The sequence below is a fragment of the Bowmanella pacifica genome (genome assembly GCF_014645355.1).
In the GTDB taxonomy this organism is placed as follows: domain Bacteria; phylum Pseudomonadota; class Gammaproteobacteria; order Enterobacterales; family Alteromonadaceae; genus Bowmanella; species Bowmanella pacifica.
On record NZ_BMLS01000004.1, the window covers coordinates 154,289 to 180,029 of the forward strand.

The 25,741-nt window shown below is 50.5% G+C and carries 23 protein-coding genes; 14 read left to right on the forward strand and 9 right to left on the reverse strand.

Features of this window, described 5'->3' with window-relative positions:
• Positions 1 to 28: 28 nt before the first annotated feature.
• A complete protein-coding gene (gene ppa / locus IEX02_RS13525) occupies positions 29 to 577 on the reverse strand; it encodes an inorganic diphosphatase (RefSeq protein WP_188696146.1) in 549 nt (182 codons plus the stop codon).
• A gap of 373 nt (positions 578 to 950) precedes the next feature.
• On the opposite strand from ppa, the gene IEX02_RS13530 reads away from it, so the two are divergent.
• Positions 951 to 2,945, forward strand: coding sequence for a sodium-translocating pyrophosphatase (locus tag IEX02_RS13530; protein ID WP_188696149.1), 1,995 nt, complete (start codon positions 951 to 953; stop codon positions 2,943 to 2,945).
• A 173-nt stretch (positions 2,946 to 3,118) separates the two neighbouring features.
• Positions 3,119 to 3,409 carry a YebG family protein gene (locus IEX02_RS13535; RefSeq protein ID WP_188696152.1) on the forward strand — a complete coding sequence of 97 codons (291 nt, stop codon included), beginning with the start codon at positions 3,119 to 3,121 and terminating at the stop codon, positions 3,407 to 3,409.
• Between the two features lie 34 nt (positions 3,410 to 3,443).
• On the opposite strand, the gene IEX02_RS13540 is transcribed toward IEX02_RS13535, so the two are convergent.
• A complete protein-coding gene (locus tag IEX02_RS13540) occupies positions 3,444 to 4,415 on the reverse strand; it encodes a class 1 fructose-bisphosphatase (RefSeq protein WP_188696154.1) in 972 nt (323 codons plus the stop codon).
• A gap of 192 nt (positions 4,416 to 4,607) precedes the next feature.
• Between IEX02_RS13540 and mpl the strand changes: the two genes are divergently transcribed.
• Positions 4,608 to 5,966, forward strand: coding sequence for a UDP-N-acetylmuramate:L-alanyl-gamma-D-glutamyl-meso-diaminopimelate ligase (gene mpl, locus IEX02_RS13545; RefSeq protein ID WP_188696158.1), 1,359 nt, complete (start codon positions 4,608 to 4,610; stop codon positions 5,964 to 5,966).
• On the forward strand, positions 5,956 to 6,582 hold the full coding sequence (locus IEX02_RS13550; RefSeq protein ID WP_188696160.1) for a flavin prenyltransferase UbiX: 627 nt from the start codon (positions 5,956 to 5,958) through the stop codon (positions 6,580 to 6,582). The genes mpl and IEX02_RS13550 overlap by 11 nt, the downstream gene beginning before the upstream one ends.
• A gap of 4 nt (positions 6,583 to 6,586) precedes the next feature.
• Here IEX02_RS13550 and IEX02_RS13555 read toward each other — a convergent pair whose 3' ends face one another.
• Genes IEX02_RS13555 through IEX02_RS13565 form a run of 3 tightly spaced genes read right to left on the reverse strand, consistent with a single transcriptional unit; the run spans position 6,587 to position 8,871 of the window.
• On the reverse strand, positions 6,587 to 7,189 hold the full coding sequence (locus tag IEX02_RS13555; RefSeq protein ID WP_188696161.1) for a YiiX/YebB-like N1pC/P60 family cysteine hydrolase: 603 nt from the start codon (positions 7,187 to 7,189) through the stop codon (positions 6,587 to 6,589).
• Between the two features lie 54 nt (positions 7,190 to 7,243).
• Complete coding sequence (locus tag IEX02_RS13560; protein ID WP_188696164.1) at positions 7,244 to 7,714, reverse strand: PA2404 family protein; 471 nt, start codon at positions 7,712 to 7,714, stop codon at positions 7,244 to 7,246.
• On the reverse strand, positions 7,714 to 8,871 hold the full coding sequence (locus tag IEX02_RS13565) for a PepSY-associated TM helix domain-containing protein (protein WP_188696167.1): 1,158 nt from the start codon (positions 8,869 to 8,871) through the stop codon (positions 7,714 to 7,716). Before IEX02_RS13565 ends, IEX02_RS13560 begins: the two co-directional genes overlap by 1 nt.
• A 122-nt stretch (positions 8,872 to 8,993) precedes the next feature.
• On the opposite strand from IEX02_RS13565, the gene IEX02_RS13570 reads away from it, so the two are divergent.
• From IEX02_RS13570 to IEX02_RS13585, 4 genes are all read left to right on the forward strand, one after another.
• On the forward strand, positions 8,994 to 11,144 hold the full coding sequence (locus IEX02_RS13570; protein WP_188696170.1) for a TonB-dependent siderophore receptor: 2,151 nt from the start codon (positions 8,994 to 8,996) through the stop codon (positions 11,142 to 11,144).
• A gap of 264 nt (positions 11,145 to 11,408) precedes the next feature.
• A complete protein-coding gene (locus IEX02_RS13575) occupies positions 11,409 to 12,302 on the forward strand; it encodes a ribokinase (protein ID WP_188696173.1) in 894 nt (297 codons plus the stop codon).
• 43 nt (positions 12,303 to 12,345) lie between these two features.
• Positions 12,346 to 13,290 (forward strand): nucleoside hydrolase, encoded by a 945-nt coding sequence (locus IEX02_RS13580; protein WP_188696175.1) that lies wholly within the window; start codon positions 12,346 to 12,348, stop codon positions 13,288 to 13,290.
• A gap of 302 nt (positions 13,291 to 13,592) precedes the next feature.
• Positions 13,593 to 14,876 (forward strand): amidohydrolase, encoded by a 1,284-nt coding sequence (locus IEX02_RS13585; RefSeq protein WP_188696178.1) that lies wholly within the window; start codon positions 13,593 to 13,595, stop codon positions 14,874 to 14,876.
• A gap of 33 nt (positions 14,877 to 14,909) precedes the next feature.
• On the opposite strand, the gene IEX02_RS13590 is transcribed toward IEX02_RS13585, so the two are convergent.
• Both IEX02_RS13590 and rhlB read right to left on the reverse strand, forming a co-directional pair.
• Positions 14,910 to 16,418 carry a Ppx/GppA phosphatase family protein gene (locus IEX02_RS13590; protein ID WP_188696182.1) on the reverse strand — a complete coding sequence of 503 codons (1,509 nt, stop codon included), beginning with the start codon at positions 16,416 to 16,418 and terminating at the stop codon, positions 14,910 to 14,912.
• Positions 16,415 to 17,677: an ATP-dependent RNA helicase RhlB gene (gene rhlB, locus IEX02_RS13595; RefSeq protein WP_188696183.1), complete on the reverse strand. Its 1,263-nt coding sequence runs from the start codon at positions 17,675 to 17,677 to the stop codon at positions 16,415 to 16,417. The genes IEX02_RS13590 and rhlB overlap by 4 nt, the downstream gene beginning before the upstream one ends.
• A gap of 105 nt (positions 17,678 to 17,782) precedes the next feature.
• Here rhlB and trxA point away from each other — a divergent pair, with 105 nt between their 5' ends.
• A complete protein-coding gene (gene trxA / locus IEX02_RS13600; protein ID WP_188696186.1) occupies positions 17,783 to 18,109 on the forward strand; it encodes a thioredoxin TrxA in 327 nt (108 codons plus the stop codon).
• Between the two features lie 337 nt (positions 18,110 to 18,446).
• A complete protein-coding gene (gene rho / locus IEX02_RS13605) occupies positions 18,447 to 19,712 on the forward strand; it encodes a transcription termination factor Rho (RefSeq protein ID WP_188696188.1) in 1,266 nt (421 codons plus the stop codon).
• A 76-nt stretch (positions 19,713 to 19,788) separates the two neighbouring features.
• Here the strand turns inward: rho and rsd are convergent, their stop codons facing one another.
• Entirely contained in the window at positions 19,789 to 20,253 is a 465-nt protein-coding gene (gene rsd, locus IEX02_RS13610; protein WP_188696191.1) for a sigma D regulator, read from the reverse strand.
• 183 nt (positions 20,254 to 20,436) lie between these two features.
• On the opposite strand from rsd, the gene nudC reads away from it, so the two are divergent.
• Entirely contained in the window at positions 20,437 to 21,228 is a 792-nt protein-coding gene (nudC, locus tag IEX02_RS13615; protein ID WP_188696195.1) for an NAD(+) diphosphatase, read from the forward strand.
• A gap of 296 nt (positions 21,229 to 21,524) precedes the next feature.
• Positions 21,525 to 22,592, forward strand: a complete 1,068-nt coding sequence (gene hemE / locus IEX02_RS13620) for a uroporphyrinogen decarboxylase (RefSeq protein WP_188696198.1) — start codon at positions 21,525 to 21,527, stop codon at positions 22,590 to 22,592.
• Between the two features lie 45 nt (positions 22,593 to 22,637).
• Here hemE and queG read toward each other — a convergent pair whose 3' ends face one another.
• Complete coding sequence (queG, locus tag IEX02_RS13625; protein ID WP_188696201.1) at positions 22,638 to 23,780, reverse strand: tRNA epoxyqueuosine(34) reductase QueG; 1,143 nt, start codon at positions 23,778 to 23,780, stop codon at positions 22,638 to 22,640.
• Between the two features lie 44 nt (positions 23,781 to 23,824).
• On the opposite strand from queG, the gene IEX02_RS13630 reads away from it, so the two are divergent.
• Together IEX02_RS13630 and tsaE are read left to right on the forward strand one after the other, a co-directional pair.
• Positions 23,825 to 25,282, forward strand: a complete 1,458-nt coding sequence (locus IEX02_RS13630; RefSeq protein ID WP_229702223.1) for an NAD(P)H-hydrate dehydratase — start codon at positions 23,825 to 23,827, stop codon at positions 25,280 to 25,282.
• Entirely contained in the window at positions 25,283 to 25,735 is a 453-nt protein-coding gene (gene tsaE, locus IEX02_RS13635) for a tRNA (adenosine(37)-N6)-threonylcarbamoyltransferase complex ATPase subunit type 1 TsaE (RefSeq protein WP_188696206.1), read from the forward strand.
• Positions 25,736 to 25,741: the final 6 nt, after the last annotated feature.

Sequence of the window (25,741 nt, forward strand, 5' to 3'; positions counted from 1 at the left end):
CGGCCTGATTTATCTCCTGATAGCTAGCTTAGAACGCCGGCTTGTCAGGTGTTTCTTCGTAACGTTTTACACTGGCCACGATCTCGGCCTTAGCAGCTTCAGCGTTGTCCCAACCATCGATCTTCACCCATTTGTTAGGCTCCAGATCTTTGTAGTGCTCAAAGAAATGCTCAATTTGCTTACGCAGCAACTCTGGCACATCCTCAATATCCTTCACACCGCGGTAGATGGTGGACAGCTTATCTTTTGGTACTGCCAACACTTTAGCATCAGTACCTGACTCATCAGTCATTTTCAGTACACCAACAGGGCGACATGCAATCACAGCACCGGCCAACAAAGGGAAAGGCGTGATCACCAATACATCAACCGGATCACCGTCTTCGGATAGCGTGTGCGGCACATAACCGTAGTTAGTTGGGTAGTGCATGCAGGTTGCCATAAAGCGGTCAACGAAGATCGCGCCGGATTCTTTGTCCACTTCATATTTAACAGGATCTGCATGGGCAGGAATTTCGACAATTACATTCACTTCTTCTGGCAGGTTTTTTCCTGCCGGCACGGCATTCAAACTCATGGTGGGTCCTTTATTTAAATAAAACGGGGAGTGCCGCGGATTATACGTTTTTTAAGCAGCAAATAAACAGTCTGGCGCTATATTAGCCGCCTGCTGGTTAGTTGCGCATTGCCACCTTGGTCTAACAAAGCCCCATGCTCTGCCACAAGGTAAAACCCCCGTTGTTTGTTTTGGACAGATAGTCTAAGCGGGCAAAAATTATCCAATACTTGCTGACAAGCTATAGACTGAGGTCTATAGTGGTTCCGACTGATGCTAAAAAGCCAAGTAAAAACAAAGGGGTTAGCTACTTTGTTGAGGTTGTAGCCAGGCCCCGCTATTGCATAGCCGACACATTGTGCAGGCTGTGTCCTGTTTAATTTTTGGGGACCTTATGACTGAACTATTCTACCTGCCACCTGTATTGGGCCTGGTTGGCCTGTTGTTCGCTTTTATCATTTATCTGCTGATTAAACGTATTCCTGTAACCAATGAGGCTATTGCCAATATCGCCGATCAAATTCATCTGGGCGCCATGGTGTTTATGCACCGGGAATACAAAATGCTGTTTATGTTCGCCCTGGTGCTGGGCGTTGCCTTGTATCTCTCGCTAGGAGCGAATACCGCACTCGCCTTTACCGTTGGCGCAGTCTGTTCGGCGCTGGCTGGCTACATTGGTATGTTTACCGCCACTAAGGCCAACGTGCGCACCACGCAGGCTGCGCATGACCAAGGTGCCGCCTCGGCACTATCAGTGGCCTTTATGGGTGGCTCTATTATGGGCCTCTGCGTGGCGTCCATGGGGTTATTGGGTCTGGGGATGCTGTATTGGCTGTTTGGCGGCGATCCTGCCACGGCTCATGTAATCCACGGTTTTGGTATGGGCGCTTCCAGTGTTGCACTATTCTCGCGGGTTGGCGGCGGCATTTTCACTAAAAGCGCCGACGTAGGTGCCGACCTGGTGGGTAAAATTGAAGCTGGTATTCCCGAAGATGACCCACGCAACCCCGGTGTGATTGCGGACAATGTGGGAGATAACGTCGGTGATGTGGCCGGTATGGGCTCAGATATTTTTGAGTCTTACTGCGGGGCCATGATTGCCACTATCGCTATCGCCTCCACTATGGTTTTAGGCGATTTGGGCAGCCGTGAGTCGCTGATGTTCCTGCCCCTGGCCCTGGCGTCTACGGGTTTACTTTGCTCGGTACTGGGCATTTTACTGGTCAAGGCCATGTCTGCCAGCAAACCCGATGTTGCCCTGCGCGCAGGTACCATAGGAGCGGCAGTACTTTTTGTGGTCGCTGCCTATTTCGTAGTGCAGCAGGTAGGTATTAGCTACCAGGTCTGGTGCTCAGTGGTAACAGGTGCCGTGGGAGGCATCATCATTGGCCTGGTCACTGAGTATTACACTGCCGCCGCCCCTATCCGAAAAATTGCTAAATCCGGCGAGACCGGTCCGGCTACCGTTATGATTACCGGTTTATCTGTGGGCATGCAGTCTGTCGTGATACCTGTGCTGACCTTAAGTGCCATTATCTTTATCTCTACCAGCCTCTCAGGACTGTATGGCGTGGGCATTGCTGCCGTCGGTATGCTGGCCACCGTAGGTATTACTATGGCCATCGATGCCTATGGGCCGGTTGCCGATAACGCCGGTGGTATTGCAGAAATGGGTGGCCTTGGCAAAGAAACCCGTGAAATTACCGACTCACTGGATGAACTGGGTAACACCACGGCAGCCATAGGTAAGGGCTTCGCCATTGGCGCGGCGGCTTTGGCAGCGCTTGCGATAATTGCGGCTTTTGTGGAAACCATGACCCATCATTATCCTGGCTTTACCTTGCACTTAGGTAATCCCGAAGTGCTGGTCGGCATGTTTATTGGCGGTATTCTGCCTTTCCTGATTGCGTCTATCACCATGACCGCGGTGGGCGATGCAGCCTTTGAGATGATCCATGAAATTCGCCGGCAGTTTCGTGAAATCAAAGGGTTGATGGAAGGCGAAGCCAAACCAGATACCGCTCGTTGCGTAGATATCGCCACCACCGCAGCCCTGAAAAAAATGATCCTACCTGGTGTGCTGGCGGTTGCTGTGCCCCCTCTGGTGGGCTTTGGTATTGGCCCCCATGCTTTGGGCGGTATGTTAGGTGGCGCTTTGCTTGGCTGTGTGCTGTTGGCATTAATGATGGCAAATGCCGGTGGTGCCTGGGACAACGCCAAAAAATACGTGGAAAAAGGCAATCATGGCGGTAAGGGTTCACCGGTGCACGCCGCTGCGGTTGTAGGAGATACGGTAGGCGACCCCTTTAAAGATACATCCGGCCCGGCCATGAACATACTGATCAACGTCATGGCTATCGTGAGTCTGGTTATCGCACCGCTGCTGTAATTTACAACGCAAGGGCCGTTTTTACGGCCCTTGTTACTCATCCCCAACACATCAAGACTTGAGCCTGTTAACAAGGGTTGAAATTTCACCAATAAAATACTGTACATAAATACAGTTAATTGTTAGCCTTATCCCGAATCTAGTTAAAACACTTTCCCAATCAGGAGACAACGATGGCCATAATTATTCGCTACGTGGTTGAACACAAAGGGGTAGAGAAGCTGGTGACAACAGACAAGAAAGAAGCAGATCTCTATGACAAGATGCTGGATGTTGCCGACAACCTGGCCGACTACATGCAAGCCAAAGGCGTTAAGCTCGAAGAGTCGGTAATGGAAGATCTGTCCATTATGCTGTCGCAGAACAAAGATGCAGTGGCAAAACTGCTAAAGGGCAATACAGCAGCCAGTCTGTTGGAAGAAGAAAAAGCCGAGGTGGTCAGACTGGAGAAAAAACAGGCCTAACCACCGGCTTTATGCTGGAGTGGGCAATGCCCACTCAGTCTTTATAGTAGCTAACGCAGGCTTGTACTTCTTCGGCTGAACCTAGCAATACCGGAACACGCTGGTGAATATCCGTTGGCATCACTTCCAAAATACGGCCTCGACCGGTTGAAGCACCGCCACCCGCCTGCTCCATCAGGAAAGCCATGGGATTAGCTTCATACATTAAGCGCAGCTTGCCCGGTTTGTTTGGCTCGCGGTTGTCCCAGGGATAAGCAAAAATACCACCACGACACAGCACCCGGTGAATATCACCCACCATGGCCGCCACCCAGCGCATATTATAGTTTTTGCCTCTTGGGCCCTGATCACCTGCCAACAGATCTGCCACATACTCTTGCATGCAAGGCTCCCAGTGACGCTGGTTAGAGGTATTGATGGCAAATTCCTGAGTTGCTTTGGGTACCTGAACATTATCGCGGGTCAGCAGAAAACCACCGTGTGTTTTATCCAAGGTATAGAGGTGCGTACCGCGCCCCGTGGTCATGGCCAGCATAGTGGATGGACCATATAAGACATAACCCGCCGCCACTTGCTGGGTACCTGGCTGTAGGAAAGCGGAAGGATCATCGGGCTCCATCCACTGCGGTGCGTGCATCACAGAAAAAATCGTACCAATCAGGCTGTTGATATCGGTATTGGAAGAACCATCCAGGGGATCAAAGCTGATCAGGTATTTACCCTCTGGGTTGCATCCAATGACACTGTCTTCTTCTTCAGACGAAATAGCTTTCACATAACCGGATTCACTGAGAATATCCTTGAGAATCTGGTTAGAGATCACATCCAGCTTTTTCTGCCGCTCACCTTGTACGTTGTCACTGAGTGTGGAACCCAGCACCCCGGCCAGTGCACCCTGACTAACCCGGAACGAGATTTCCTTGCATGCCGCCAGCAAGGTGCGGATTAGCAGAATCAACTCGAGGGGACAACCGTCTTCCTGTAATTGCGTGTTGAGTCGTTTCATAAACTTCAGACCTTAGAGAACTATTATTGATGTAGGGACTACCCATGGAGTCAATCCGCAGGGCTTTGTTTTTATTTTTGTTCTTTTATTGTAACCAGTTTGACCACAGATGTCGCCGGGCAGGCTCACAGGTATTATTCAAAGTCGAACTTTCTGATAGGCTTGGCGCAGTTTCGAATTGACCTGTTTATTATGCATATACATATTCTCGGCATTTGCGGCACCTTTATGGGTGGTATCGCGGCCCTGGCCAAAGCATTAGGCCACCACGTAACCGGCTCAGACGCCAATGTCTATCCACCTATGAGCACCCAACTGGAACAATTGGGTATCAATCTTACCCAAGGCTATGATCCCGCTCAGCTGGAACCTGCTCCGGATTTAGTGGTCATCGGCAACGCCATGAGTCGCGGCAATCCCGCGGTGGAATATGTACTGGATCGCAACTTGCCTTATACCAGCGGGCCACAGTGGTTACTGGAAAACCTGCTCAAAGACCGTTGGGTACTGGCGGTGTCCGGTACTCATGGCAAAACCACGACATCCAGTATGCTAGCCTGGATTCTGGAATACACCGGGCTCAATCCTGGCTTTCTGATAGGCGGCGTGCCGGAGAACTTTGGCATTTCCGCCCGTTTGGGTGACTCGCCGTTTTTTGTTATTGAAGCGGACGAATATGACAGTGCTTTTTTCGATAAGCGCTCCAAGTTTGTGCATTACCGTCCCCGCACATTGATCATCAATAATCTGGAATTCGACCACGCCGATATTTTCGACAACCTGGCGACCATTCAGAAGCAGTTTCATCACTTATTGCGTATGGTGCCTGGCAATGGCCTGGTGCTCTCACCAGCCGATGACGACAATGTTGAGCAAACCCTGCAAATGGGTTGTTGGACACCGGTTCAACGCAGCGGTAAAGAATGGCAGCTTGAACAGGTCTCTGCCGACGGTAGCAGCTTCGATATCCTGCTTAGTGGTATCAAACAAGGCCGGGTGGACTGGCAATTACAGGGTGAGCACAACCGCCAAAATGCCTTGATGGCCATTGCCGCCGCCCGTCATGCTGGCGTGCAACCGGCTCTGGCCATAGAAGCGCTAAATAGCTTTAAAAATGTAAAACGCCGTATGGAAATCAAAGGCAAGGTGGCAGATATCACCTTGTACGACGATTTTGCCCACCATCCCACCGCTATCGCACTGACCATTGGCGGATTGCGCGCTAAAGTAGGTGATGGCCGCATTCTGGCGGTGCTGGAGCCTCGTTCCAACACCATGAAACAGGGCATCTTTAAGACGCAATTGGCAGATGCCTGGCACCAGGCAGATACGGCCTTTATATTTGAACCCGAAGGGTTAGGCTGGTCGTTACAGGAAAGTTGCCAATCCAGCGCGGTGCCAAGCCAGATCTACGCCGACCTGGAGCAACTGAAACAGGCCATTGTCAACGAAGCTAAACCCGGCGATAACATTTTGGTGATGAGCAATGGCGGTTTTGGCGGCTTGCACCAGAAAATACTCAAGGCATTGGAGGAACAGCATGGCCTTTAACCGACAAATCACCCTGGCCATTACCGGTGCGTCGGGCGCACCTTATGCGCTGCGCTTGTTGGAAGTGTTAGTAAAAGCGAACTGCCAAGTATTCGTACTGATTTCTTCCGCCGCCAAAGTCGTGCTGGCTACCGAAGAAAACCTGCAAATTCCGGCCAAGCCAGACGCCGCTGCAAACTGGTTTATTGAACGCTACCAAGCCCAGCCAGATCAGATCAGGGTATTCGGGAAGGATGAATGGTTCTCGCCAGTGGCCTCAGGCTCTGCCGCCCCCAAGCAAATGGTGGTATGCCCATGCTCAACCGGCACCTTATCAGCCATAGCGGTAGGCGCCAGTGACAATCTAATTGAACGGGCTGCAGATGTGGTGCTCAAAGAAAGAGGCCAATTAATTTTGGTTCCCAGAGAAATGCCGCTGTCCAGCCTGCATCTTGAAAATATGCTCAAGTTGTCCAACCTTGGGGCCACCATCATGCCGGCCAGCCCTGGGTTTTATCACCAACCACAATCCATCAATGATCTGGTGGATTTTGTGGTCGCGCGAATTCTTGATCACTTAGGTCTGGACCAGCAGTTAATGGCCCGTTGGGGTTATCAGGGCGCAACAGGCAAATAAGCCTTCAGCGCAGGCGCCCGACCTTTTCGAGTAATTTAGACTGTCCGATTGCCTGTGGCGAGGTGAAGTGATTAGGATACAAAATATCCAGGTCCCGCCCCGCCTTGGTGTATATAGCAGAGACGTACTCGGAACAAAAATAAGCACTGGCGATGTCGTGGTCTTCCCAACCTCTGTGCTTATGCAGCTTCTTAAACACCAGCTTGAAGAAGAATGGCACCAACTGCCAGAAGTTGTATTTCTTACCCAACTGCAACAAGGCAAAATCGAGCATTTTCTTGCGCGCCGGTAAATCCAGTGTGTGCTCCGGCTTGAGCCGGAAGTAATCAATATTACCGGGATAATGACAAAGGTTATCTGAAATAGGACTGGCCACCACACCAGGGCCTTTGGCTTCCAGTACCATCAATCGCTCCCCCCACCAGGCAACAATGCCGGCATGGGAATAGTCTGACTTAGACGCCCACCGGATCAGACGGGAAAACGCACTGCTACCGCCAAATAGCAAGATATCACCGTCCTGCATTTGTGCACGTATGGCGGCATACTCCAGCTGATTATTGGCCAGGCACTGTGGCTGCTCAACCGGCATAGCAATCTGTGACATCTAACCTCTCCTTGTTTGAAAGAGCGATAGTCTACTTAGCTATGCCGCCAGCGGCTAGTGTGATATGAGCTCTTTAGGCAAAGACCAAACAGCCTGATAACGCTGGCCCTGCCAGTCTTCAATCGTCAGCCAAATCTTATCACTGGGATTAAAACTGGCCTTAGCAATACCATGCACATGCTGGCCGTGACGACTCCCGTGCAAAATACCGGATTCTCCTTGTTGCAAAACGTCCATCGCCAGCGGTGCATGGCCAATGTTCAGATACGCCTGACGAACCTGCGCCACATCTCCTTTTGAAAACGTCAGCAGAAAGTCTTTCACGTATTCATCATGGTGGGCGTAAGGCGGATTATGATCGAAGGGCATGGGTGCCACCACGAAAGGACCCAGTTGCTGGCTTTCCAAGGCGGGAGGAAATACCGGATACATGCCCTGATACAAATACCAGAAAGGCAGTATCAGCAACAAACCGCTGAGTTTAAATTTGTTACGCTGCCAAAAGGTGTCTCTCACTCTTGCCATCAGGCTGTCTCTCCCTGTTCGCCTATATCCACCGCTTGTTTTACTTTGGTGGCATGTTTGAAGGTGCGGCGTCCCCACATCATAAAGCCGGTAATGGACATTCCCGTCAGCACTAGGCCAAACACAAACCAAATAGCTTTAGTCCATATACCGCCTATGGTGCCGTAATGCAGCGGGTCAGCAATGTAAGTGAGGGTTTGCAGCATGGTCATTTGTTCAGGTGAGCGACTGGAAGCTATCTCCCCCGTCCAGGGATTAATACTGGCTTGATAAGCATATTGGTCATAAAACACATGATCTCCCCCACCGCTCAGTATGTACATGTCTCGGTTATGCTCAGGCAGATGTAAATAGGAGGGACTGAAGTCAGGGTACAATTGCTGAACCTTATCCAGCGCCTGTTGAAAGCTTACCGGCGGTATTGGTATTTCTGTCTGAGGTTGAGGCAATTGTGCCGCGCTGACCAGCGGCGGATGAGGCTCAATATCAATATCGGCATGCCAGAATATAGCCTGAATCAAATACCACAGCCCCGTCAGGCTCATAACAAGCAAAAACCAGATAGACCAGACGCCAGCGAGGCGATGTAGATCGGCTAATAAGGTGCGTTGCCCTTGTCCGGTCCTGACTTTAGGTTGGGTAAAAGCACGCCAAAAGTGTTTATACACCACCAGCCCGGTAACTAACGAGCCCAGCATCAACACCGCCATGCCGCTGACCAGGTAGTAGCCAATACTGTAAGAGCCATGCCAGGGGAACATCAGCCAACCGTGCAGTGCCCGCATAAAGCCAATAAAGGTAATGCCCTGCTCAACGGATTGGATCTCACCGCTGTATTGGTTAACGTAGGCAATGGCCTGAGGTTTATCGTGATCGGTAAAAACAACCGCATTTACCAAATAAGGCTCAAACACCATCACTGTTCCCACGTCAGCTGTTGGGTGAGCCTGTTGAACCTTTTCCACTAAAAGTGATGCGGACATGGCCGGTAAGTTGTCAGGATTATTGGCCCGGGCAGCAGCATTGGTCAGCCATGTCAGTTCGTGGCTAAATACGGCGATAGTGCCGGTCAGGCAAACAAAACAAAACAGCAGCCACACAGGCAAAGACAGCCAGCCATGTAAAACAAACCAGAAGCGGTTGCTAAGCTTCAACATTCCATATTCTCGGGATTCAGTAATACCCATACAATAAAATAAACAAGAATCACTATCAATAACATTCAAATAACAGTAATTATCAAATAGAATGTGTTCGCTTTTCATAATCGGGACAACACATGAAACTGAACACACTCTCAACCGCTGTGCTATTGGCTATGCTTCCTATCTCTTTGTATGCGGCTGGAGAGCCTCAGGCGAGTCAAGAACAAGAGGTCGAAACCATCACCGTAAAAAGTAAACGCGGTTTGATCTCTTATGTGAGCGCAACGGGGGCGAAATCAGATACCCCTATTATTGAAACACCGCTGTCTGTCTCGGTATTAACGCCCGAGCGCCTGGAAGATTTGGGCGCCTTCACCATCCAAGATGCCATAGGCTATGTTGCCGGACTTTACAACGGCCCGTACGGCGTTGATACCCGCGGGGACTGGGCGCAAATTCGTGCAACAGCACCCGTGCAGTATGTTGATGGCTTACGTTCGCTATTCGGCCACTACAATAACGTCAGGCTAAATCCCTTTTCGCTCAGCCAAATTGAAATTTTAAAGGGCCCTTCTTCGGTACTCTATGGTCAAGGCTCCACCGGGGGCATCATCAACCTGGTCAGCAAGCGTCCTCAAGCCGAGACAAAAGGTGAACTCTGGGCACAAATGGGGAATTACAACCGCAAACAAGCCGCCTTGGACTTCACCGGTGCCCTGACCGATGATGAGCAGTTATCAGGCAGAATTGTCGGCCTTTGGCGTGACAGCGAAACCCAAACAGATTATGTGGATGATAACAGCCGCATCTTCGCCCCCTCTATCAGCTGGCAGGCAACCGATAACACCAAGCTAACCTTGCTCGGAAACTGGCAAAAAAACGAATCGGGCTCCAGCACCCAATTTTTCCCCCATCAGGGTACCTTGCTGGACAATGAATTTGGCCAGATCCCTAGTCACCGCTTTGTATCAGAGCCAGGGTTTGACCGTTATGACACTGAACAGCAGTCAGTTACCGCCATTATTGAACATGACTTGAATCAAGACTGGCGGTTGCGTCTGGCCTCCAGATACAGTGACAGTCACGCTGATTACCGCACAATGTATGCCTGGCCACCGGTATTTCAGGACGATAACCGCACCGTCATTCGTTCCATCTCCATGTCGGACAACAGTGCTATTTCGGTGACCAGCGATATGCAACTACACGGCTGGTTCTATACCGGCAATATTGAGCATCAGGTTGTTATGGGGCTAGATTATCAACACGCCAAAACCGATGCAGACCGATTGTACATTGCCGGAGGCGGCGGGCCACTGGACCTTTATGCGCCGGAATACGGCAAGGTAACAGACCTTCCTGGTACGGATCAGCTGATTGACAGCCCCTACAGCAAAAACTATCAGTTGGGTTTGTATGTGCAGGACAATATGAAGATCGAGGATAAGTGGCTGATATCCGCCGCTCTGCGCCGGGACAAAGCCATTACCTCACCACAGTCAGGTGACTCCGACAACCAATACGCGACCACCGGCCGATTGGGGTTGATGTACCTATTTGATAACGGTGTATCCCCTTATGTCAGCTATAGCGAGTCCTTCTCACCGCTGCTGGGCGATGACGCCTATGGCCAGGGGTTTGTGCCACTGCAAGGTACTCAGTGGGAAGCGGGGCTTAAATACCAACCGTCAGGCACAGAGCATCTGCTGACCGCGTCGGTGTATGAAATCACCGAACAAAACCGCACCACCTCACTGACAGAACAACAACGCAATGATCCCAACATCATTGATCCCAACGGACAAGTTCAGCAGGGAGAGGTGAAAGTTAAAGGTCTGGAACTAGAAGCACAGTTGGCTTGGGATGAACTGGATATTTATGCCAGCTATGCGTACACCAATGCTGAGGTATCCAAAAGCCACAGAGTAGGTGAGCTAGGGGCCACCTTGTCAGCAACACCCGATCATCAGGCATCCTTATGGGCCACATGGCGTCCCGCGCAGTGGCAAGGATTTAAACTCGGCGCAGGGGTTCGTTTTGTAGGTAATACCTCCGATGGCAGTGCCTATGTGGAACAAAACGGCGTGGTGCTTAACGATCCCTTGCTAACCCCAAGTTACACCTTGTTTGATGCCATGATTGGTTATGATTTTGAACAATACAGCCTTAGCCTTAACGCCAACAACCTGAGCGATAAAACAGTGTTAACTTCCTGCCTGTCCAGAGGGGACTGTTTTTATGGCGCGCAGCGCAGTATTACCGCCAATTTGAAGTACCGTTTCTGATTGCAACTTGACTCAGGCGGGGGGGCGGCTGCTCCCCCGCAGTGCCTAATCGCTCCGTCCTCAGTTTGTTCTTCACACGCATAAACACCGCCTCTCTTAACACCCGACATTCCGGTGCCCAATGACCCAGCAACTTGTCCTTTTTAAAGCCTGGGGCAACACTGTCTAATGCTCAGTCAATTGCGCCATTTATCAGCCTTTTGTCATTGGTATTGATGCATTTCGCTGGTAGATTGTGGTTTCTAAGTTATATGGGTAAAAACCATGAGTATTTACAATCTGGGTTCCATCAATTGGGATCACTGTTACCGGGTATCACATTTCGTTCGTCCCGGTGAAACCCTGATGTCCAGTTCTTACCAATTACATTTGGGTGGCAAAGGGGCCAACCAATCCGTGGCCGCCGCTAAAGCCGGTGCGTCCATTGTGCATATAGGCAGTGTAGCCCAGGGCGATAACGCGCCCCAAAAACTGCAAAGTCTGGGCGTGACGATCACTGGCATTCGTGAACATGCAGATGAAGCCACAGGTCACGCGCTGATTCAGATTGATGATCAAGGTGAAAACGCCATTATTTTGCATGCAGGGGCAAATCGCGCCCAGAACATGCAATGGGTGGCAGAACAGTTGTGCGAGGCAGGCTCACAAGACTGGTTGCTGATGCAAAACGAAACTAACCTCATTGTTGAAAGCGCTGAGTTAGCCAAGTCAAAAGGCATGCAAGTTGCTTTTAACCCGGCGCCCATGGACAGAGAGTTAACCCTCAGGTTGTTGGATAAGCTCGACCTGCTTATCGTTAACCAAATAGAGGCGCAAGACCTAACCGGCACCGACGATTTGGACGCAGCAATTGCACAAATGCAACATATGGCACCGAATCTGGCCTTGTTGATCACCTTAGGATCAGCCGGAGCATGCCATTGTCAGGGTTCGCAGCGTCACCAAGTTAAGGCATTTAAGGTTGACGCAGTAGACACTACCGCTGCGGGCGATACTTTTATTGGCTACTTCCTGGCCAATATCAGCGCCGGACAGCCAGTTTCCGAAGCATTACGCCAAGCCAGTGCCGCCGCCGCCATTGCAGTAACCAGAGCCGGGGCAATTCCTTCTATACCAGTGCAGCGGGAGGTTGCAGACTTCCTGGCGACACAGTCCTGAAACTGCCGCTTTGCACCCTACTGAACAAATTTAAGGAAATTCCATGAGCAGAAAGATAATCATAGATACCGATCCGGGTGTGGATGACGCCCTCGCTATTATTATGGCCGCCAATTCCCCCGAGCTGGAGGTGCTGGGCCTGACTACCGTATTCGGTAACGTGTCCGTTGAACAAGCCACCACCAACGCTTTAATCCTGAGTGACTTCGCCTCATACGACATTCCGGTTTACAAAGGCGAAGCTGTGCCAATGACACGCACGCCCGCACCTTATGCCGATTTTGTGCATGGCGATGACGGCTTTGGCAATATCAACTGGCCGGTATCCAACAAGCAAGCCCAAAACCAGTCCGCGGTAGATTTCATTATTGAGCAGGTGCGTAAGCACCCAGGTGAGATCACTTTGGTACCCTTAGGTCCGCTTACCAATATTGCCCGGGTTCTGGAAAAAGCGCCTGATATAGCCGGGTTGGTCAAAGAAGTGGTGTTAATGGGCGGCGCCGCTCGCCACTGTGGTAACGTGTCTCCGGTGGCGGAAGCCAATATCATGGGCGACCCCCATGCGGCAGATAAAGTCTTTACCGCTGATTGGCCGGTGGTGATGATTGGCCTGGATGTCACCAGTCAGGTACTGCTTAAGCAGGATGATATGCAGAAGATCGCCGATAAAAATCCACAACAAGGTGAGTTCTTGCGCCAAGCCTGCGACTTTTATATCGATTTTTATCAGCAAACCTTGGGTATTGCTGGCTGCATGGTGCATGACCCATCAACCATCGCCTACCTGCTTGACCCCACGCTTTTTGAAATCGAAGAAGGCCGGATACGAGTTGTGACAGAAGGTTTAGCGGTTGGGCAGACAACCCTGGCCCCAGGCCACAGGCATTTCCCCTATCCTGGCTGGGAAAACCTGCCACAGCAAAAAGTTTGTATGAAGGTGCGCTCACAGGCGCTACTGGATTTAGTCACCAGCAGACTCAGCGCCTGATCCTATTAAAGTAGCGGCAGCACCCGTGCCGCTACTTTTCTCGCATTATTATCTCTAAGCTTTATCACCCTTATCTGTGCAAGACAGATACGCAGTCCAGTGGCTCCCCCAGCTCAATACAGAGCAACTATCCGACTAGCCTGACCACTTAAGCAGAGCGGTTATACAAGTTAGCCGTCGCTGGTCAGCGTAGTTCAATGTGCAAGATTGCTGGCATTTTAACCAAATGGCGAGACCAGCGGCATTGACCGGGTACATTGAGTAACTCTAAAGTGATGAGCACAATCAACAGGAGAATAATAATGAAAACCGCCTTATCCGCCATTGCGCTGCTGTGCATCAGCAGTTTTGCCGCCGCCGACCAGGTCAGTAAGCAGGCTAGCAACATAGAACCCCAGGTCATTGAGTGGCGCCGCCATTTCCATCAGCATCCGGAATTGTCGAACCGGGAGTTTGAAACAGCCAAATATATTGAGAAATATTTGCGCAGTTTAGGTCTTGAGGTGCAAACAGGCGTCGCCCACACAGGTGTTGTCGCCATGCTGGATTCTGGCAAACCCGGGCCGGTTGTTGCCTTGCGTGCGGATATGGATGGCCTGCCGGTAAAAGAACAGAATGATTTACCCTTTCGTTCAAAAGCAACCAGTGAATACAACGGCAACCCGGTTTCGGTCATGCATGCCTGTGGTCATGACACGCACATGGCGATGCTAATGGGTGCGGCTAAAATACTCACCGACATGAAGTCGCAGTTATCCGGCAAGGTAAAATTTGTTTTCCAACCCGCGGAAGAAGGCGCACCAGTGGGTGAAAAAGGCGGTGCCGAGCTGATGGTGGCTGAGGGAGTGATGAAAGACGTCGATGTAGTATTCGGCCTGCACATCAGTTCCAATACCAATGTAGGCACCGTTGAGTATCGCCACGGCGGCATTATGGCTGCAGTTGATCCCTACAAGATTGTGATCAAAGGTAAGCAAGCCCATGGCGCCTACCCTTGGTTAAGTGTCGATCCGGTCGTGACAGCCGCCCAGGTTGTTATGGGTCTGCAGACCATAGTCAGTCGTGAGCTGCCCTTAATCGATGAAGCAGCCGTGATTACTGTTGGTGCTATTCATGGCGGTAACCGCAGCAATATTATTCCCAATGAAGTCGAGCTGCTTGGCACCATACGTACCCTGGATCAGGGCATGCGTGAGACCCTGCATGCCGCCGTGCATCGGAAAGCCACGCATATAGCCCAAAGCATGCGGGCTGAAGCCGAGGTAAGTTTACCCTATGGCGACAGCTACCCCATTACCTATAACGATCCGGCACTTATGGATAAAATGCTGCCTACTTTGCATCGTACAGCTGGTGAAGGAAAGGTCACGGAAGTGAAGGCCGTAACCGGCGCGGAAGATTTTTCATTCTTCCAAAAAGAAGTGCCTGGGCTGTATCTGTTTGTTGGCGGAAAGCCGTTAGATTTGCCAGAAGAACAAGCACCTGCTCACCACACGCCGGAGTTCAAAATTGATGAGTCTGGTATGAAGCTGGGGGTTGAGCTGCTGGCAAACCTCACCCTGGATTACATGCAAAAAACTAAATAGTGCAAAAAATAATAAAGCCGACATATGTCGGCTTTATTCAATATTCAGTGCCCAACCGGCTTTATACTGCAGCCACTTTTCATTGGCCAATTCAGCATCCAGTAGCGGATGTTTCTTCAACCAACCGTCAGGAAAACCAAGACGTAGCCCCTCTGTCTCAACCCCAAGTTGAATGGGCGGCAACAGATGATCTTTGCGACGAATACATAGCACATGGGCAATACGCAGTACCTTACACAAGTCCTGCAGCACCACCTTAACTTCTTGCTGGAATGCGCCAAAAGCGGATTGATCGATGTCCTGGCGATGACTGCCTACCAACGCACAAATGCATTCCTGCTGCAGCTTGGTAAACCCCGGCATACTGATATGCGACAGTATGTAGTTACCATGCTGATGGCTGTGTTTGAAGTCGATATGCAAGCCTATTTCGTGCAACTTCGCTGCGGCCACCAGCACAGCTTCTGCATCTAACTGACAATGAATGTCATTATGGGGAAGCTGTTGGTAGAGCATCAGGGCGGTCTCCACCACTCTGTGGGCCTGTGCCTCCTCAATATGAAAACGCTCAACCAGGGCATCCAGCGTGCGCTGACGAATATCATTGTGATGGATGTTTTCCAGCATGCCATACAGCAGGCCTTCACGCAGCGCGCCACCCGCGATCTGCATTTGCTGTATGCCCAACAACTCAAATAAGACTCTGAGAATCGCCAGACCACTGGCAAACACCGGTTTTCTCGCCTCAGACAAGCCTTCAATTGACAAAGCGTCCAGACTGCCGCAGTCAATACATTGCTGCATGAGCTTATCTAAATAAGACAGACGAATAGTGTCATTGATATCTTGTGCTACCAGAATTTCGGTAATGGCCTGGGGAGTGCCAGATGCCCCTAGACACTGGCGCCACTCAAAACAGGTAAATTGATCCGCCACAGGCGCTAACAGTGCTCGAGCCGCTTGCTGCGCAACAGCAAAATTCTGTTGGCTAAGTACACCGTCCGGGAAGAAACGCTCCATAAAGGTTACGCAGCCCATATTCAGGCTGACTAACTGTTTGGGGGAAAACCCGGTACCCAGGATAACTTCAGTGCTGGCTCCGCCTATATCAATGACCAGGCTGTTGCCTTGATTAGCAGAGGTATAGGCTACACCGAGATAGATCTGTTTAGCTTCTTCCTCACCACTGATCACCCGGATGGGGTGACCCAGAATCCGTTCGGCCTTTTGAATAAATTGCTCGGCATTGCGCGCCAAGCGCAAGGTGGCGGTGGCCACCACCTGAATATTAGCGGCAGGAATATCCTGCAAACGCTCGGCAAAAGCTTCCAGGCACTTCCATCCCCGCTCCATACTGAGGTCATCCAGCTGGAACTCTTCGTCCAAGCCGGCCGCTAAACGAACCTTTTGCTTCACCTTACCAACAATATGAATACAACCATGAACCACACGAACCACCATCAGGTGGAAGCTGTTAGAGCCAAGATCTACCGCAGCGTAATATTGCTGCGGTTGTGGCGTGGTCAAGGGCGCTTCTCTCATCGGTTCCTTGGGCTTCTGCTCCGGGGCTTGCCTTTGCTCAGGTTCTTACCACTTTGCATGCGCTTTTTATATTGCTGGCGGGGCGCTTTTACGTCCTCCAGCAGCGCACTGTGATCATAATCGGTCACAGGGATTATATGACGAATATACTCTTCGATGGCGGGCAAATTCAGCGCATACTTCTCACAAGCAAAGCTGATAGCATGGCCACTTTTTCCTGCCCGACCAGTACGGCCGATACGGTGCACGTAATCTTCGGCGTCATCCGGTAAGTCATAGTTGAAAACATGGGTGACCTTTTCGATGTGTAGCCCACGCGCGGCTACATCGGTCGCCACCAGTACATCCAACTGTCCCTTACTGAAACCATCCAGAATGCGTAAACGCTTATGCTGTGGTACATCACCACTTAACAAGCCAACCCGGTGACCATCGGCCTTCAACCAATCAAAGACATTTTCACAACTGTGCTTGGTATTGGCGAATACGATGGCTTTTTCCGGCCACTCTTCTTCAAGCAAGGTGAGCAACAGCAACATTTTGTCGTCATTGGATGGGTAGAATAGCTCTTCCTTCACCCGGCTGGCGGTCATTTGCTCCGGCTCAACCTGAACATGCACAGGGCTGTTCATATGCTCGTAAGCCAGTTCCTGCACCCGCATAGACAAAGTGGCAGAGAACAGCATGCTTAAACGTTCAGAAGGGGCAGGCATACGACGGAACAGATAACGGATATCTTTGATAAAGCCCAAATCGAACATACGATCCGCTTCATCCAATACCGCAACCTGAATATTCGCCAGGCTGAAAATCCCCTGCTTGTAGTAGTCAATAATCCGGCCGGTGGTGCCAATAATAATATCGACACCTTTTTCCAGTGTTTCACGTTGACTCTGGTAACCCTCGCCCCCATAAATAAGGCCTAGGCTAAGTCCGGTATGCTTACTAAGCAGCTCGGCATCCTTATGAATCTGCACCGCCAACTCGCGGGTTGGTGCCATAATAATGGCCCGAGGTTGTGCTTTTTCAGATTGAGGATGGGTCAATAGATGGTGGAAAGTTGCGGTCAGGAAGGCTATTGTCTTGCCCGTCCCTGTTTGCGCCTGACCTGCAACATCACGCCCCTCCAGCAAAGGAGGCAGGCTCAACGCCTGAATCGGTGTACAATGTTGAAAGTTAGCTGCTGACAATGCGTTCACTACGTCCGCATGCATCGGCAGGTCAGAAAAATGTGTTTCAGTTAGATGAGTTGTTTGCATAGCTTATAGCTTATCAGTGCTTGCATTAAAAAACAGTTTCTATATAAATAGCCACAATCGCCTGCCCGGTGTTTTCTGCCGAGGCAGCCAAGTTTGGAGAAATGAATGAGCGACAAAATTATCCAGTTGACTGATGACAGTTTTGAGGCTGATGTTATCAACGCCGAAGGTCCTGTACTAGTTGACTTCTGGGCGGAATGGTGTGGCCCGTGTAAAATGATCGCGCCAATTCTAGATGAAGTGGCTGGCGAATTCGAAGGCAAATTAACAGTTGCCAAGCTGAATGTCGACCACAATACTGACACTCCGCCTAAATATGGTATCCGTGGCATCCCTACTTTGCTGCTATTTAAAGGCGGTAACGTAGCAGCCACCAAGGTTGGCGCACTATCCAAGACTCAGCTGACCGAATTTTTAAAAGAAAATATCTAATTTGAAAAAGCCCGGTTCAACCGGGCTTTTTTCACATCGTCACAAAATTGCGCAAAAATTCACTGTGAATGAATAAATTAGCAGCGAAAGATTACTAGACGCTGTTGATTTTTGGTGCTAACTTAGATTTCGTTCTCAGCATCGACTCTACTCGATACGAACAAAAGGCTGTTTGGAACAGTGTTTATCGCCTGCAGCCGGCCCGCTCGACGGGTGGCGCATGGAGCGCAGAGCTTAATCCCCGCGTCACGCCGACGCAATCTGACGTTTACGACCCTTTAAAAGTCTGAACACACTTGCACAAAGAGCATATTTTCAATCATTAAGACCCACCGATATGAACCTAACGGAACTCAAAAATAAACCCGTCAGCGAACTGGTAGAACTGGCAGAAAAAATGGGCCTCGAAAACATGGCCCGCGCCCGCAAACAAGATATCATCTTCTCAATCCTCAAAGCCCATGCGAAAAGTGGTGAAGACATTTTTGGTGATGGGGTACTGGAAATATTACAGGATGGTTTTGGCTTTTTGCGGTCGGCAGATTCATCTTATTTAGCTGGCCCAGACGATATTTACGTTTCGCCAAGCCAGATTCGACGTTTTAACCTGCGCACCGGCGATTCAATTTCAGGCAAAATTCGTCCGCCTAAAGACAGCGAGCGTTACTTTGCACTGCTGAAAATCAGCGAAGTTAACTTCGACCGCCCGGAAAACTCGCGCAATAAGATTTTGTTCGAAAACCTTACGCCTCTGCATGCTAAAGAGCGTCTGCGTATGGAACGGGGTAACGGCAGTACCGAAGATATCACCGCCAGGGTGTTGGATTTAGCCTCACCTATTGGTCGCGGTCAGCGTGGTCTGATCGTAGCCCCGCCCAAAGCCGGTAAAACGTTATTACTACAGAACATTGCCCAGAGCATTGCCGCCAACCACCCCGAATGTGTGTTGATGGTACTGCTTATCGACGAGCGCCCGGAAGAAGTCACCGAAATGCAACGTCTGGTGCAAGGTGAAGTGGTAGCGTCTACCTTCGACGAACCGGCTAGCCGTCACGTACAAGTGGCTGAAATGGTGATCGAAAAAGCCAAGCGCCTGGTAGAACACAAAAAAGACGTGGTTATCCTGCTGGACTCCATTACCCGTTTAGCTCGTGCATACAACACCGTAATACCTTCATCAGGTAAAGTCCTGACCGGTGGTGTTGACGCCAACGCCCTGCATAAACCTAAGCGTTTCTTCGGTGCGGCCCGTAATGTAGAAGAAGGCGGCAGCCTGACCATCATTGCTACGGCACTGATCGATACCGGTTCGAAGATGGACGAAGTGATCTACGAAGAGTTTAAAGGCACAGGTAACATGGAATTGCACCTGAACCGTAAGATCGCGGAGAAACGTGTATTCCCGGCCATCGACTTTAACCGCTCTGGTACCCGTCGTGAGGAATTGCTCACTACTCAGGAAGAGCTGCAGAAGATGTGGATCCTGCGTAAAATCGTACATGAAATGTCCGAAATTGACGCCATGGAATTCCTTATCGACAAGCTGTCGATGACTAAGACCAATAATGAGTTCTTTGACGCTATGCGTCGTCAGAAGAGCTAGTTTTGGCAAGCCCTGTGCTCCTCCATGAACACAGGACATAACATAAAGGCGCCGCCATAGGCGCCTTTTTTATTGCTCAAAGATGGTCGTGATACAGCGTTTGAATTAGTTTATCTTCAAGCTCAAAACGCGCTTCCATAGCCTGTCCCAGATCCGATAAATGCTTATCGAAACCCTGCATGTCATGGTCATCTTCAATCTCAGCATAGCAATCGTTGAAATTCAAAGCCTGCTCTGTGGTGTCCGCAATCAGGGGATAAACCTCATCTGCCAGAGATTTCCCTTCACCATTGGCTTGGCTGCCCTCAACAATTTTATCGTAAAACTCGAAGTGGCCCGCCGACACGTAGTCCATCAGCATTTCACAGAAGGTTTCAACCACCTCTTTGCCTGGCAGTGACTGACGGTGAGTATCAAAAGGCGGCAAACCGGCTAGTCGACAGTACTCCACCAGCAATAGCTTGCGCGCATTAATCCAGTTGTCGATGGCTGAATGCGACCCACCCCATTTTTGTTCGGCTTGTTCTACTTTATTTAGCATTGTTATTCTCCCGCTCCGTCCCCATCAACGGTTCAGGTAAATCAATTGTAAATGCAGTATATCAGAATGCCCCAATAGCAAAAGCGCTATACTCTGCTTGTCGGTCCTCTCGCCAACTCGCTACGATATACGCCGAGCATAATGATATCCTCAGAAACTCTGCGGTAAAGACAAGTAGTAGCTATGAAACACCGACCCGGCAATAACGAGCAAGCCTATTGGCTTATCCTGTCTCAGGATAAGTTGGTAAAACTAGACGGCCAAAGCTGTCTGACGGAAAGGAAATGGTCAGAACTTTCCTTTATATCCACCTATGCAGATGAGGTAATTAAGGTCGGTGAATACCGCCAGCGCAATTGCTACGTCATTGATTTAGGGCAGGAAGTACTAGATCAACAAAATATAGAACTGATTAACCTGCGGGCCGCGTTAATGAGCGAAGCGCTCGACGCTTTCAATATTCTGGCCAGAGCCTGGCAAGTGGCGTTATTTTTACGTACCCACAAATTTTGCGGACAATGTGGCAGCCGCATGGAAGCCGTAAACTGGGAATTGGCCATGCATTGCCATCGCTGCCAACATCGTTGTTACCCACGAATATCGCCTTGCATTATTGTTGCCGTACGTAAAGGTGAGCAAATTCTACTTGCTCAGGGCGCCCATCATAAAGAAGGTATGTATTCCACCCTGGCCGGCTTTGTTGAAAGTGGCGAAAGCCTTGAACAGGCTGTGCACAGAGAGATTATGGAAGAAGTGGGCATTAAGGTTAAAAACCTGCGTTATTTCGCCAGCCAACCTTGGCCCTTTCCTCATTCGTTAATGATGGGTTTTCTGGCGGACTGGGACTCGGGAGAAATCCAGGTAGACGGTAAAGAAATACTCGCTGCCGAGTGGTTCGACTTTGACAAGCTGCCACTCACCCCACAACGTTTTTCCATCGCAGGCCAATTAATTGGTGCTACAACAGGCCTTTAAAGCAATTTTATAAATTGACTAAGCAGAAATAAAAAAGCCTTACCGAGAACGGCAAGGCTTAAATATTTTAGCGTGGAGGTCCCGTATCCGGGCTTCTTTTATTTAGATTTCACTAGCGCATAGGTTTTATAGCAAAGAATAACGAAGCAGTGCAAGCTTTCATGCCTCAAATAGGACGAATGGCATTTTACTTAAAGCCTCAAACGTTGATTTAACACAAGGATTGTCTGGTGTATCGATAAGGTTTTAACTGGTAGAATGCGCGGGTTTTTAAGTGCAGTAGACAGGAGCACAGCATGCAATCACTACAAAACGACAGATATTTGAGGGCCTTACTCAAACAGCCCGTGGATGTCACTCCTGTGTGGATGATGCGCCAGGCTGGCCGTTACTTGCCCGAGTACCGTGCAACACGTGCTCAGGCCGGCGATTTTATGTCGCTGTGCAAAAACCCGGAGCTGGCTTGCGAAGTGACCTTACAGCCCCTGCGTCGTTTTGATTTAGATGCCGCCATCTTGTTCTCTGATATTCTGACCATTCCTGATGCCATGGGCTTAGGTCTGTATTTTGAAACCGGAGAAGGACCAAAATTCGAGCGCCCGTTAAGAGACATGGCAGCCATTGAGGCATTACCCATCCCGGACCCCGAGCTTGAACTGGGCTATGTGATGGATGCGGTGCGTACCATACGCAAAGGCCTGAATGGTCAGGTGCCACTGATTGGATTCTCCGGCAGCCCCTGGACCCTGGCCACCTACATGGTCGAAGGCGGCTCTACAAAGAGTTTCAACATCATCAAGAAGATGGCCTTTGCTGAACCTGCCGCGCTGCATCTGCTTTTAGATAAGCTGGCCGACTCGGTGATTTTGTATCTGAATGCACAAATCGCTGCCGGCGCGCAGTCAGTGATGATTTTCGATACCTGGGGCGGCGTGCTGTCACCGCGGGATTATGAAGAGTTTTCGCTACGCTATATGCACAAAATTGTGGATAGCCTCACCCGCGAAAACGAAGGCCGCCGCGTACCTGTTACCCTGTTTACTAAAAATGGTGGTATGTGGCTTGAAGCCATCGCTGCCACAGGCTGTGATGCAGTGGGTCTGGATTGGACCATCAATATTGCCGAAGCCAAAGCCAGAATAGGCGATAAGGTGGCACTGCAGGGGAATATGGATCCATCAATGCTGTATGCGCCCCCCGCAAGAATTGAACAGGAAGTGCAATCTATCCTGGCCGGCTTTGGCACGGGTACCGGACATGTGTTTAACCTGGGACATGGTATTCACCCTGATGTGCCGCCTGAGCACGCCAAAGCCTTTGTCGACGCTGTCCACCGTAACAGCCAGCAATATCATCAAGTCTGAAAAAGCGAACGGGCCGGTGGCAATGGCTGCCGGCCCCCAGGCTTATCAGGCATCTCTGGGAAGACCTTTTTGTACACTGCGAATTAATCGCAAGGTTTGCCTGTCGGGCTGACCGGGCTTTTTCTCTGCCTGCTGAGCCAGAGCCCAATCAATGTGCTCTTTCACCATCTCAGTGCATGCCTCCCGCTGAGCCTGTAATGCCGCAACAATATCGGACGAATAGGGTGCATTTCCCAGTCCTACAGCAATATTACGCAACCAGCGTTCATGGCCGATACGCCGTATAGGTGAACCTTCGGTATTCTTCAAAAAGGTCGCTTCACTCCAGCCAAACAGCTCCAACAGGTCCTTGCCCTGCAACTGTTGACGGGGATGGAAATCGGCTTCGTCGGTAATTTGTGCGTAACGGTTCCAGGGACAAACCAACTGGCAGTCATCACAACCATAGATTCGATTGCCCAATAAGGGCCTGAATTCCTCAGGTATGGCCCCTTTTTGCTCAATAGTCAGATAAGAAATACAGCGCCTGGCGTCCACCACATAAGGTTCAACTATGGCGCCGGTCGGACAAATAGTTAAACAGGCGGTACAACTCCCACAGCCTTCCTCTACGGGTTTGTCCACCGGCAGCGGCAGGTTGATAAACAGTTCTCCCAGAAAAAACCAGGAACCAGCCTGCCGGTTGATAGTTAAGGAATGTTTGCCCGTCCAACCCAGCCCGGCCTTTTCTGCCACTGCATGCTCAAGCACCGGCGCGGAATCCACAAAGGGGCGGTAGCTCAGATCAAACTCAGTGATTCTTTGTTGAATCATCTCACCCAGTTTCTTCAGACGCTGGCGGAGCAATTTATGGTAATCACGGCCCAGGGCATAGCGGCTGATATAGGCTTGCTGGCGGTCTTTCAGATTGCGGGCAAAGCCGGCATCGGGTGGCAGGTAATCCATACGTACACTGATCACTCGGAGGGTTCCGGGTAACAGCTCATCTGGCCTGGCACGCTTCATACCATGCTCTGCCATAAACTGCATTTCACCATGCATTCCTTTGTCCAGCCAATCTTGCAGGCGTGCTTCATGGCGACTCAGATCCACATCGCAGATACCAACTTGCTGAAAGCCTAGCGCTCTTCCCCAGCTCTTGATATGTTCAGTCAGGTCCATCAAGACCTTTTCGCAGAGTTCAGCCATTGAAACCATTCATCTTTACATTGCCCGCCAGTCTAGCACACAAAGTGTTTAGCGCAGATCAGGTGCGCGATCACGAAGCCCAGGCAGCCAAACAGTCCGGACTGAGCTTATATGAATTGATGGAAAGCGCCGGAGCCGCTGGTTTTGATGCACTCAGGCTGCATTATCCGGATGCACAACGTATTTTAGTCCTATGTGGCCAGGGAAATAACGCCGGTGATGGTTTTGTTGTGGCGCGTTTGGCGAAACAAGCCGGACTGCATGTTGAACTGATACTACTAGGGGATCCTGCCCGGTTCAGTCCGGATACCAAAGAAGCCTATCACCGCTGGCAAACACAAGGCGGTAACGTTAGCCCCTGGCCACACGCCATCAATGCAATCGATGTGATTGTAGATGCGCTGCTAGGTACCGGCACCCAGGGACCTCTGCGACCACCTTATCAGCAGGTGATTGAAGCAGTGAAACTAACCCAAATTCCGGTGCTCAGCCTCGACATCCCGTCTGGGTTATACGCCGATACCGGAGCCTCAGGAGGAGAAGCCCTATCTGCTGACCTGACAGTGACCTTTGTGGGTATTAAGAGCGGCTTGGTGACGGGTCAGGGAAAACAGCAAAGCGGCAAGCTTGTTTTTGCCGATTTAGGCATCGCTGCAGCCTTTGACTCCCTAGCCATATCCAGCGCGCGCCTGCTCGACTTCAACGACTTACCCAGCCTACCACCGCGAGCCAGAAACAGTCACAAAGGCAGCTCGGGTAAAGTGCTCTGCATAGGCGGAAACCGCGGCATGCCGGGCGCAATACGCCTTACCAGCGAGGCCGCTTTGCGTGCCGGCGCAGGTCTGGTGAAAACACTTTGCCACCCCGAAAATCGCCCATTGGTTTATCAGGGGCTACCGGAATTGATGCTGGCAGACGCTGACAGCCTGCAAGTGCAGTTGAATTGGGCCAGTTGTATAGTGATAGGCCCAGGCCTCGGCCAGGATAGCTGGTCAAGCGCTCTGCTGAATCAAGTGCTGGATTATGTAACAAAACACCCTAAACCTATACTCTTGGATGCTGATGCATTGAATTTGCTGGCCACTTGCCGCACAACCTTACCCTGCCAATGCATACTCACTCCACACCCAGGCGAAGCAGCCAGATTACTGGGCTGCAAAATACAGGATGTTGAAAATAATCGTTACCAGGCCCTGAGCCAGCTTCAAAAAAAGTATCAGGCCACAGTACTACTCAAAGGTGCTGGCACCCTGATTGCAGCACAACAACAGCATTGGGTATTAACCAATGGTAATCCCGGCATGGCCAGTCCAGGTATGGGTGACCTGTTAAGCGGCACTATTATCAGTTTAGTTGCACAGGGGTTAAGTAACGATGAAGCGACAATGTATGGCGCCAGCCTGCATAGCGCTGCGGCGGACCTGGCTGCACAACAAAATGGAGAACGTGGTATGATGGCCAGTGATTTGTTGCCCTTTATCCGACAACTGGTTAATCGCTGAATGACAATGCAAATAGAAGTAAAAGATGAACAAGCCACCGACGCGTTGGCGGCAAAATTAGCCAAAGCCTGTGACAGTGCCACGGTGATTTATTTGCAAGGCGATTTAGGAGCAGGTAAAACCAGCTTTTGTCGCAGCTTCATTCAGGCTTTGGGTTATACCGGTCGTGTAAAGAGCCCAACTTACACCCTAGTGGAGCCTTATCAGGTTGGCGACTGGCGAATATTTCACTTTGACTTGTATCGTCTGAGCGATCCGGAAGAGCTGGAGTTTATTGGCATTCGTGATTATTTTGAGCGCGATTGCCTGTGTTTGATTGAGTGGCCACAAAAAGGCGGTCAACTCTTGGCCCCGGCGGATTTGCAGATTAACATAGCATTTAGTGACCCTGGCCGAACCTTCGAGCTGCTTGCCTTGTCTGAACGGGGAGAAGCATTGCTTGCAAAACTATAATAGAGC

What these genes read in the sequence shown, in the direction of transcription:
- rhlB (WP_188696183.1), bottom strand. Translation starts at nt 17,677, where the DNA reads ATGCAAACAACTCATCTAACTGAAACACATTTTTCTGACCTGCCGATG.
- rho (WP_188696188.1), top strand. Translation starts at nt 18,447, where the DNA reads ATGAACCTAACGGAACTCAAAAATAAACCCGTCAGCGAACTGGTAGAA.
- tsaE (WP_188696206.1), top strand. Translation starts at nt 25,283, where the DNA reads ATGACAATGCAAATAGAAGTAAAAGATGAACAAGCCACCGACGCGTTG.
- IEX02_RS13575 (WP_188696173.1), top strand. Translation starts at nt 11,409, where the DNA reads ATGAGTATTTACAATCTGGGTTCCATCAATTGGGATCACTGTTACCGG.
- IEX02_RS13540 (WP_188696154.1), bottom strand. Translation starts at nt 4,415, where the DNA reads ATGAAACGACTCAACACGCAATTACAGGAAGACGGTTGTCCCCTCGAG.
- mpl (WP_188696158.1), top strand. Translation starts at nt 4,608, where the DNA reads ATGCATATACATATTCTCGGCATTTGCGGCACCTTTATGGGTGGTATC.
- queG (WP_188696201.1), bottom strand. Translation starts at nt 23,780, where the DNA reads ATGGCTGAACTCTGCGAAAAGGTCTTGATGGACCTGACTGAACATATC.
- IEX02_RS13585 (WP_188696178.1), top strand. Translation starts at nt 13,593, where the DNA reads ATGAAAACCGCCTTATCCGCCATTGCGCTGCTGTGCATCAGCAGTTTT.
- IEX02_RS13530 (WP_188696149.1), top strand. Translation starts at nt 951, where the DNA reads ATGACTGAACTATTCTACCTGCCACCTGTATTGGGCCTGGTTGGCCTG.
- trxA (WP_188696186.1), top strand. Translation starts at nt 17,783, where the DNA reads ATGAGCGACAAAATTATCCAGTTGACTGATGACAGTTTTGAGGCTGAT.
- IEX02_RS13535 (WP_188696152.1), top strand. Translation starts at nt 3,119, where the DNA reads ATGGCCATAATTATTCGCTACGTGGTTGAACACAAAGGGGTAGAGAAG.
- IEX02_RS13560 (WP_188696164.1), bottom strand. Translation starts at nt 7,714, where the DNA reads ATGGCAAGAGTGAGAGACACCTTTTGGCAGCGTAACAAATTTAAACTC.
- nudC (WP_188696195.1), top strand. Translation starts at nt 20,437, where the DNA reads ATGAAACACCGACCCGGCAATAACGAGCAAGCCTATTGGCTTATCCTG.
- IEX02_RS13550 (WP_188696160.1), top strand. Translation starts at nt 5,956, where the DNA reads ATGGCCTTTAACCGACAAATCACCCTGGCCATTACCGGTGCGTCGGGC.
- IEX02_RS13570 (WP_188696170.1), top strand. Translation starts at nt 8,994, where the DNA reads ATGAAACTGAACACACTCTCAACCGCTGTGCTATTGGCTATGCTTCCT.
- hemE (WP_188696198.1), top strand. Translation starts at nt 21,525, where the DNA reads ATGCAATCACTACAAAACGACAGATATTTGAGGGCCTTACTCAAACAG.
- IEX02_RS13580 (WP_188696175.1), top strand. Translation starts at nt 12,346, where the DNA reads ATGAGCAGAAAGATAATCATAGATACCGATCCGGGTGTGGATGACGCC.
- rsd (WP_188696191.1), bottom strand. Translation starts at nt 20,253, where the DNA reads ATGCTAAATAAAGTAGAACAAGCCGAACAAAAATGGGGTGGGTCGCAT.
- IEX02_RS13590 (WP_188696182.1), bottom strand. Translation starts at nt 16,418, where the DNA reads ATGAGAGAAGCGCCCTTGACCACGCCACAACCGCAGCAATATTACGCT.
- IEX02_RS13555 (WP_188696161.1), bottom strand. Translation starts at nt 7,189, where the DNA reads ATGTCACAGATTGCTATGCCGGTTGAGCAGCCACAGTGCCTGGCCAAT.
- ppa (WP_188696146.1), bottom strand. Translation starts at nt 577, where the DNA reads ATGAGTTTGAATGCCGTGCCGGCAGGAAAAAACCTGCCAGAAGAAGTG.
- IEX02_RS13565 (WP_188696167.1), bottom strand. Translation starts at nt 8,871, where the DNA reads ATGTTGAAGCTTAGCAACCGCTTCTGGTTTGTTTTACATGGCTGGCTG.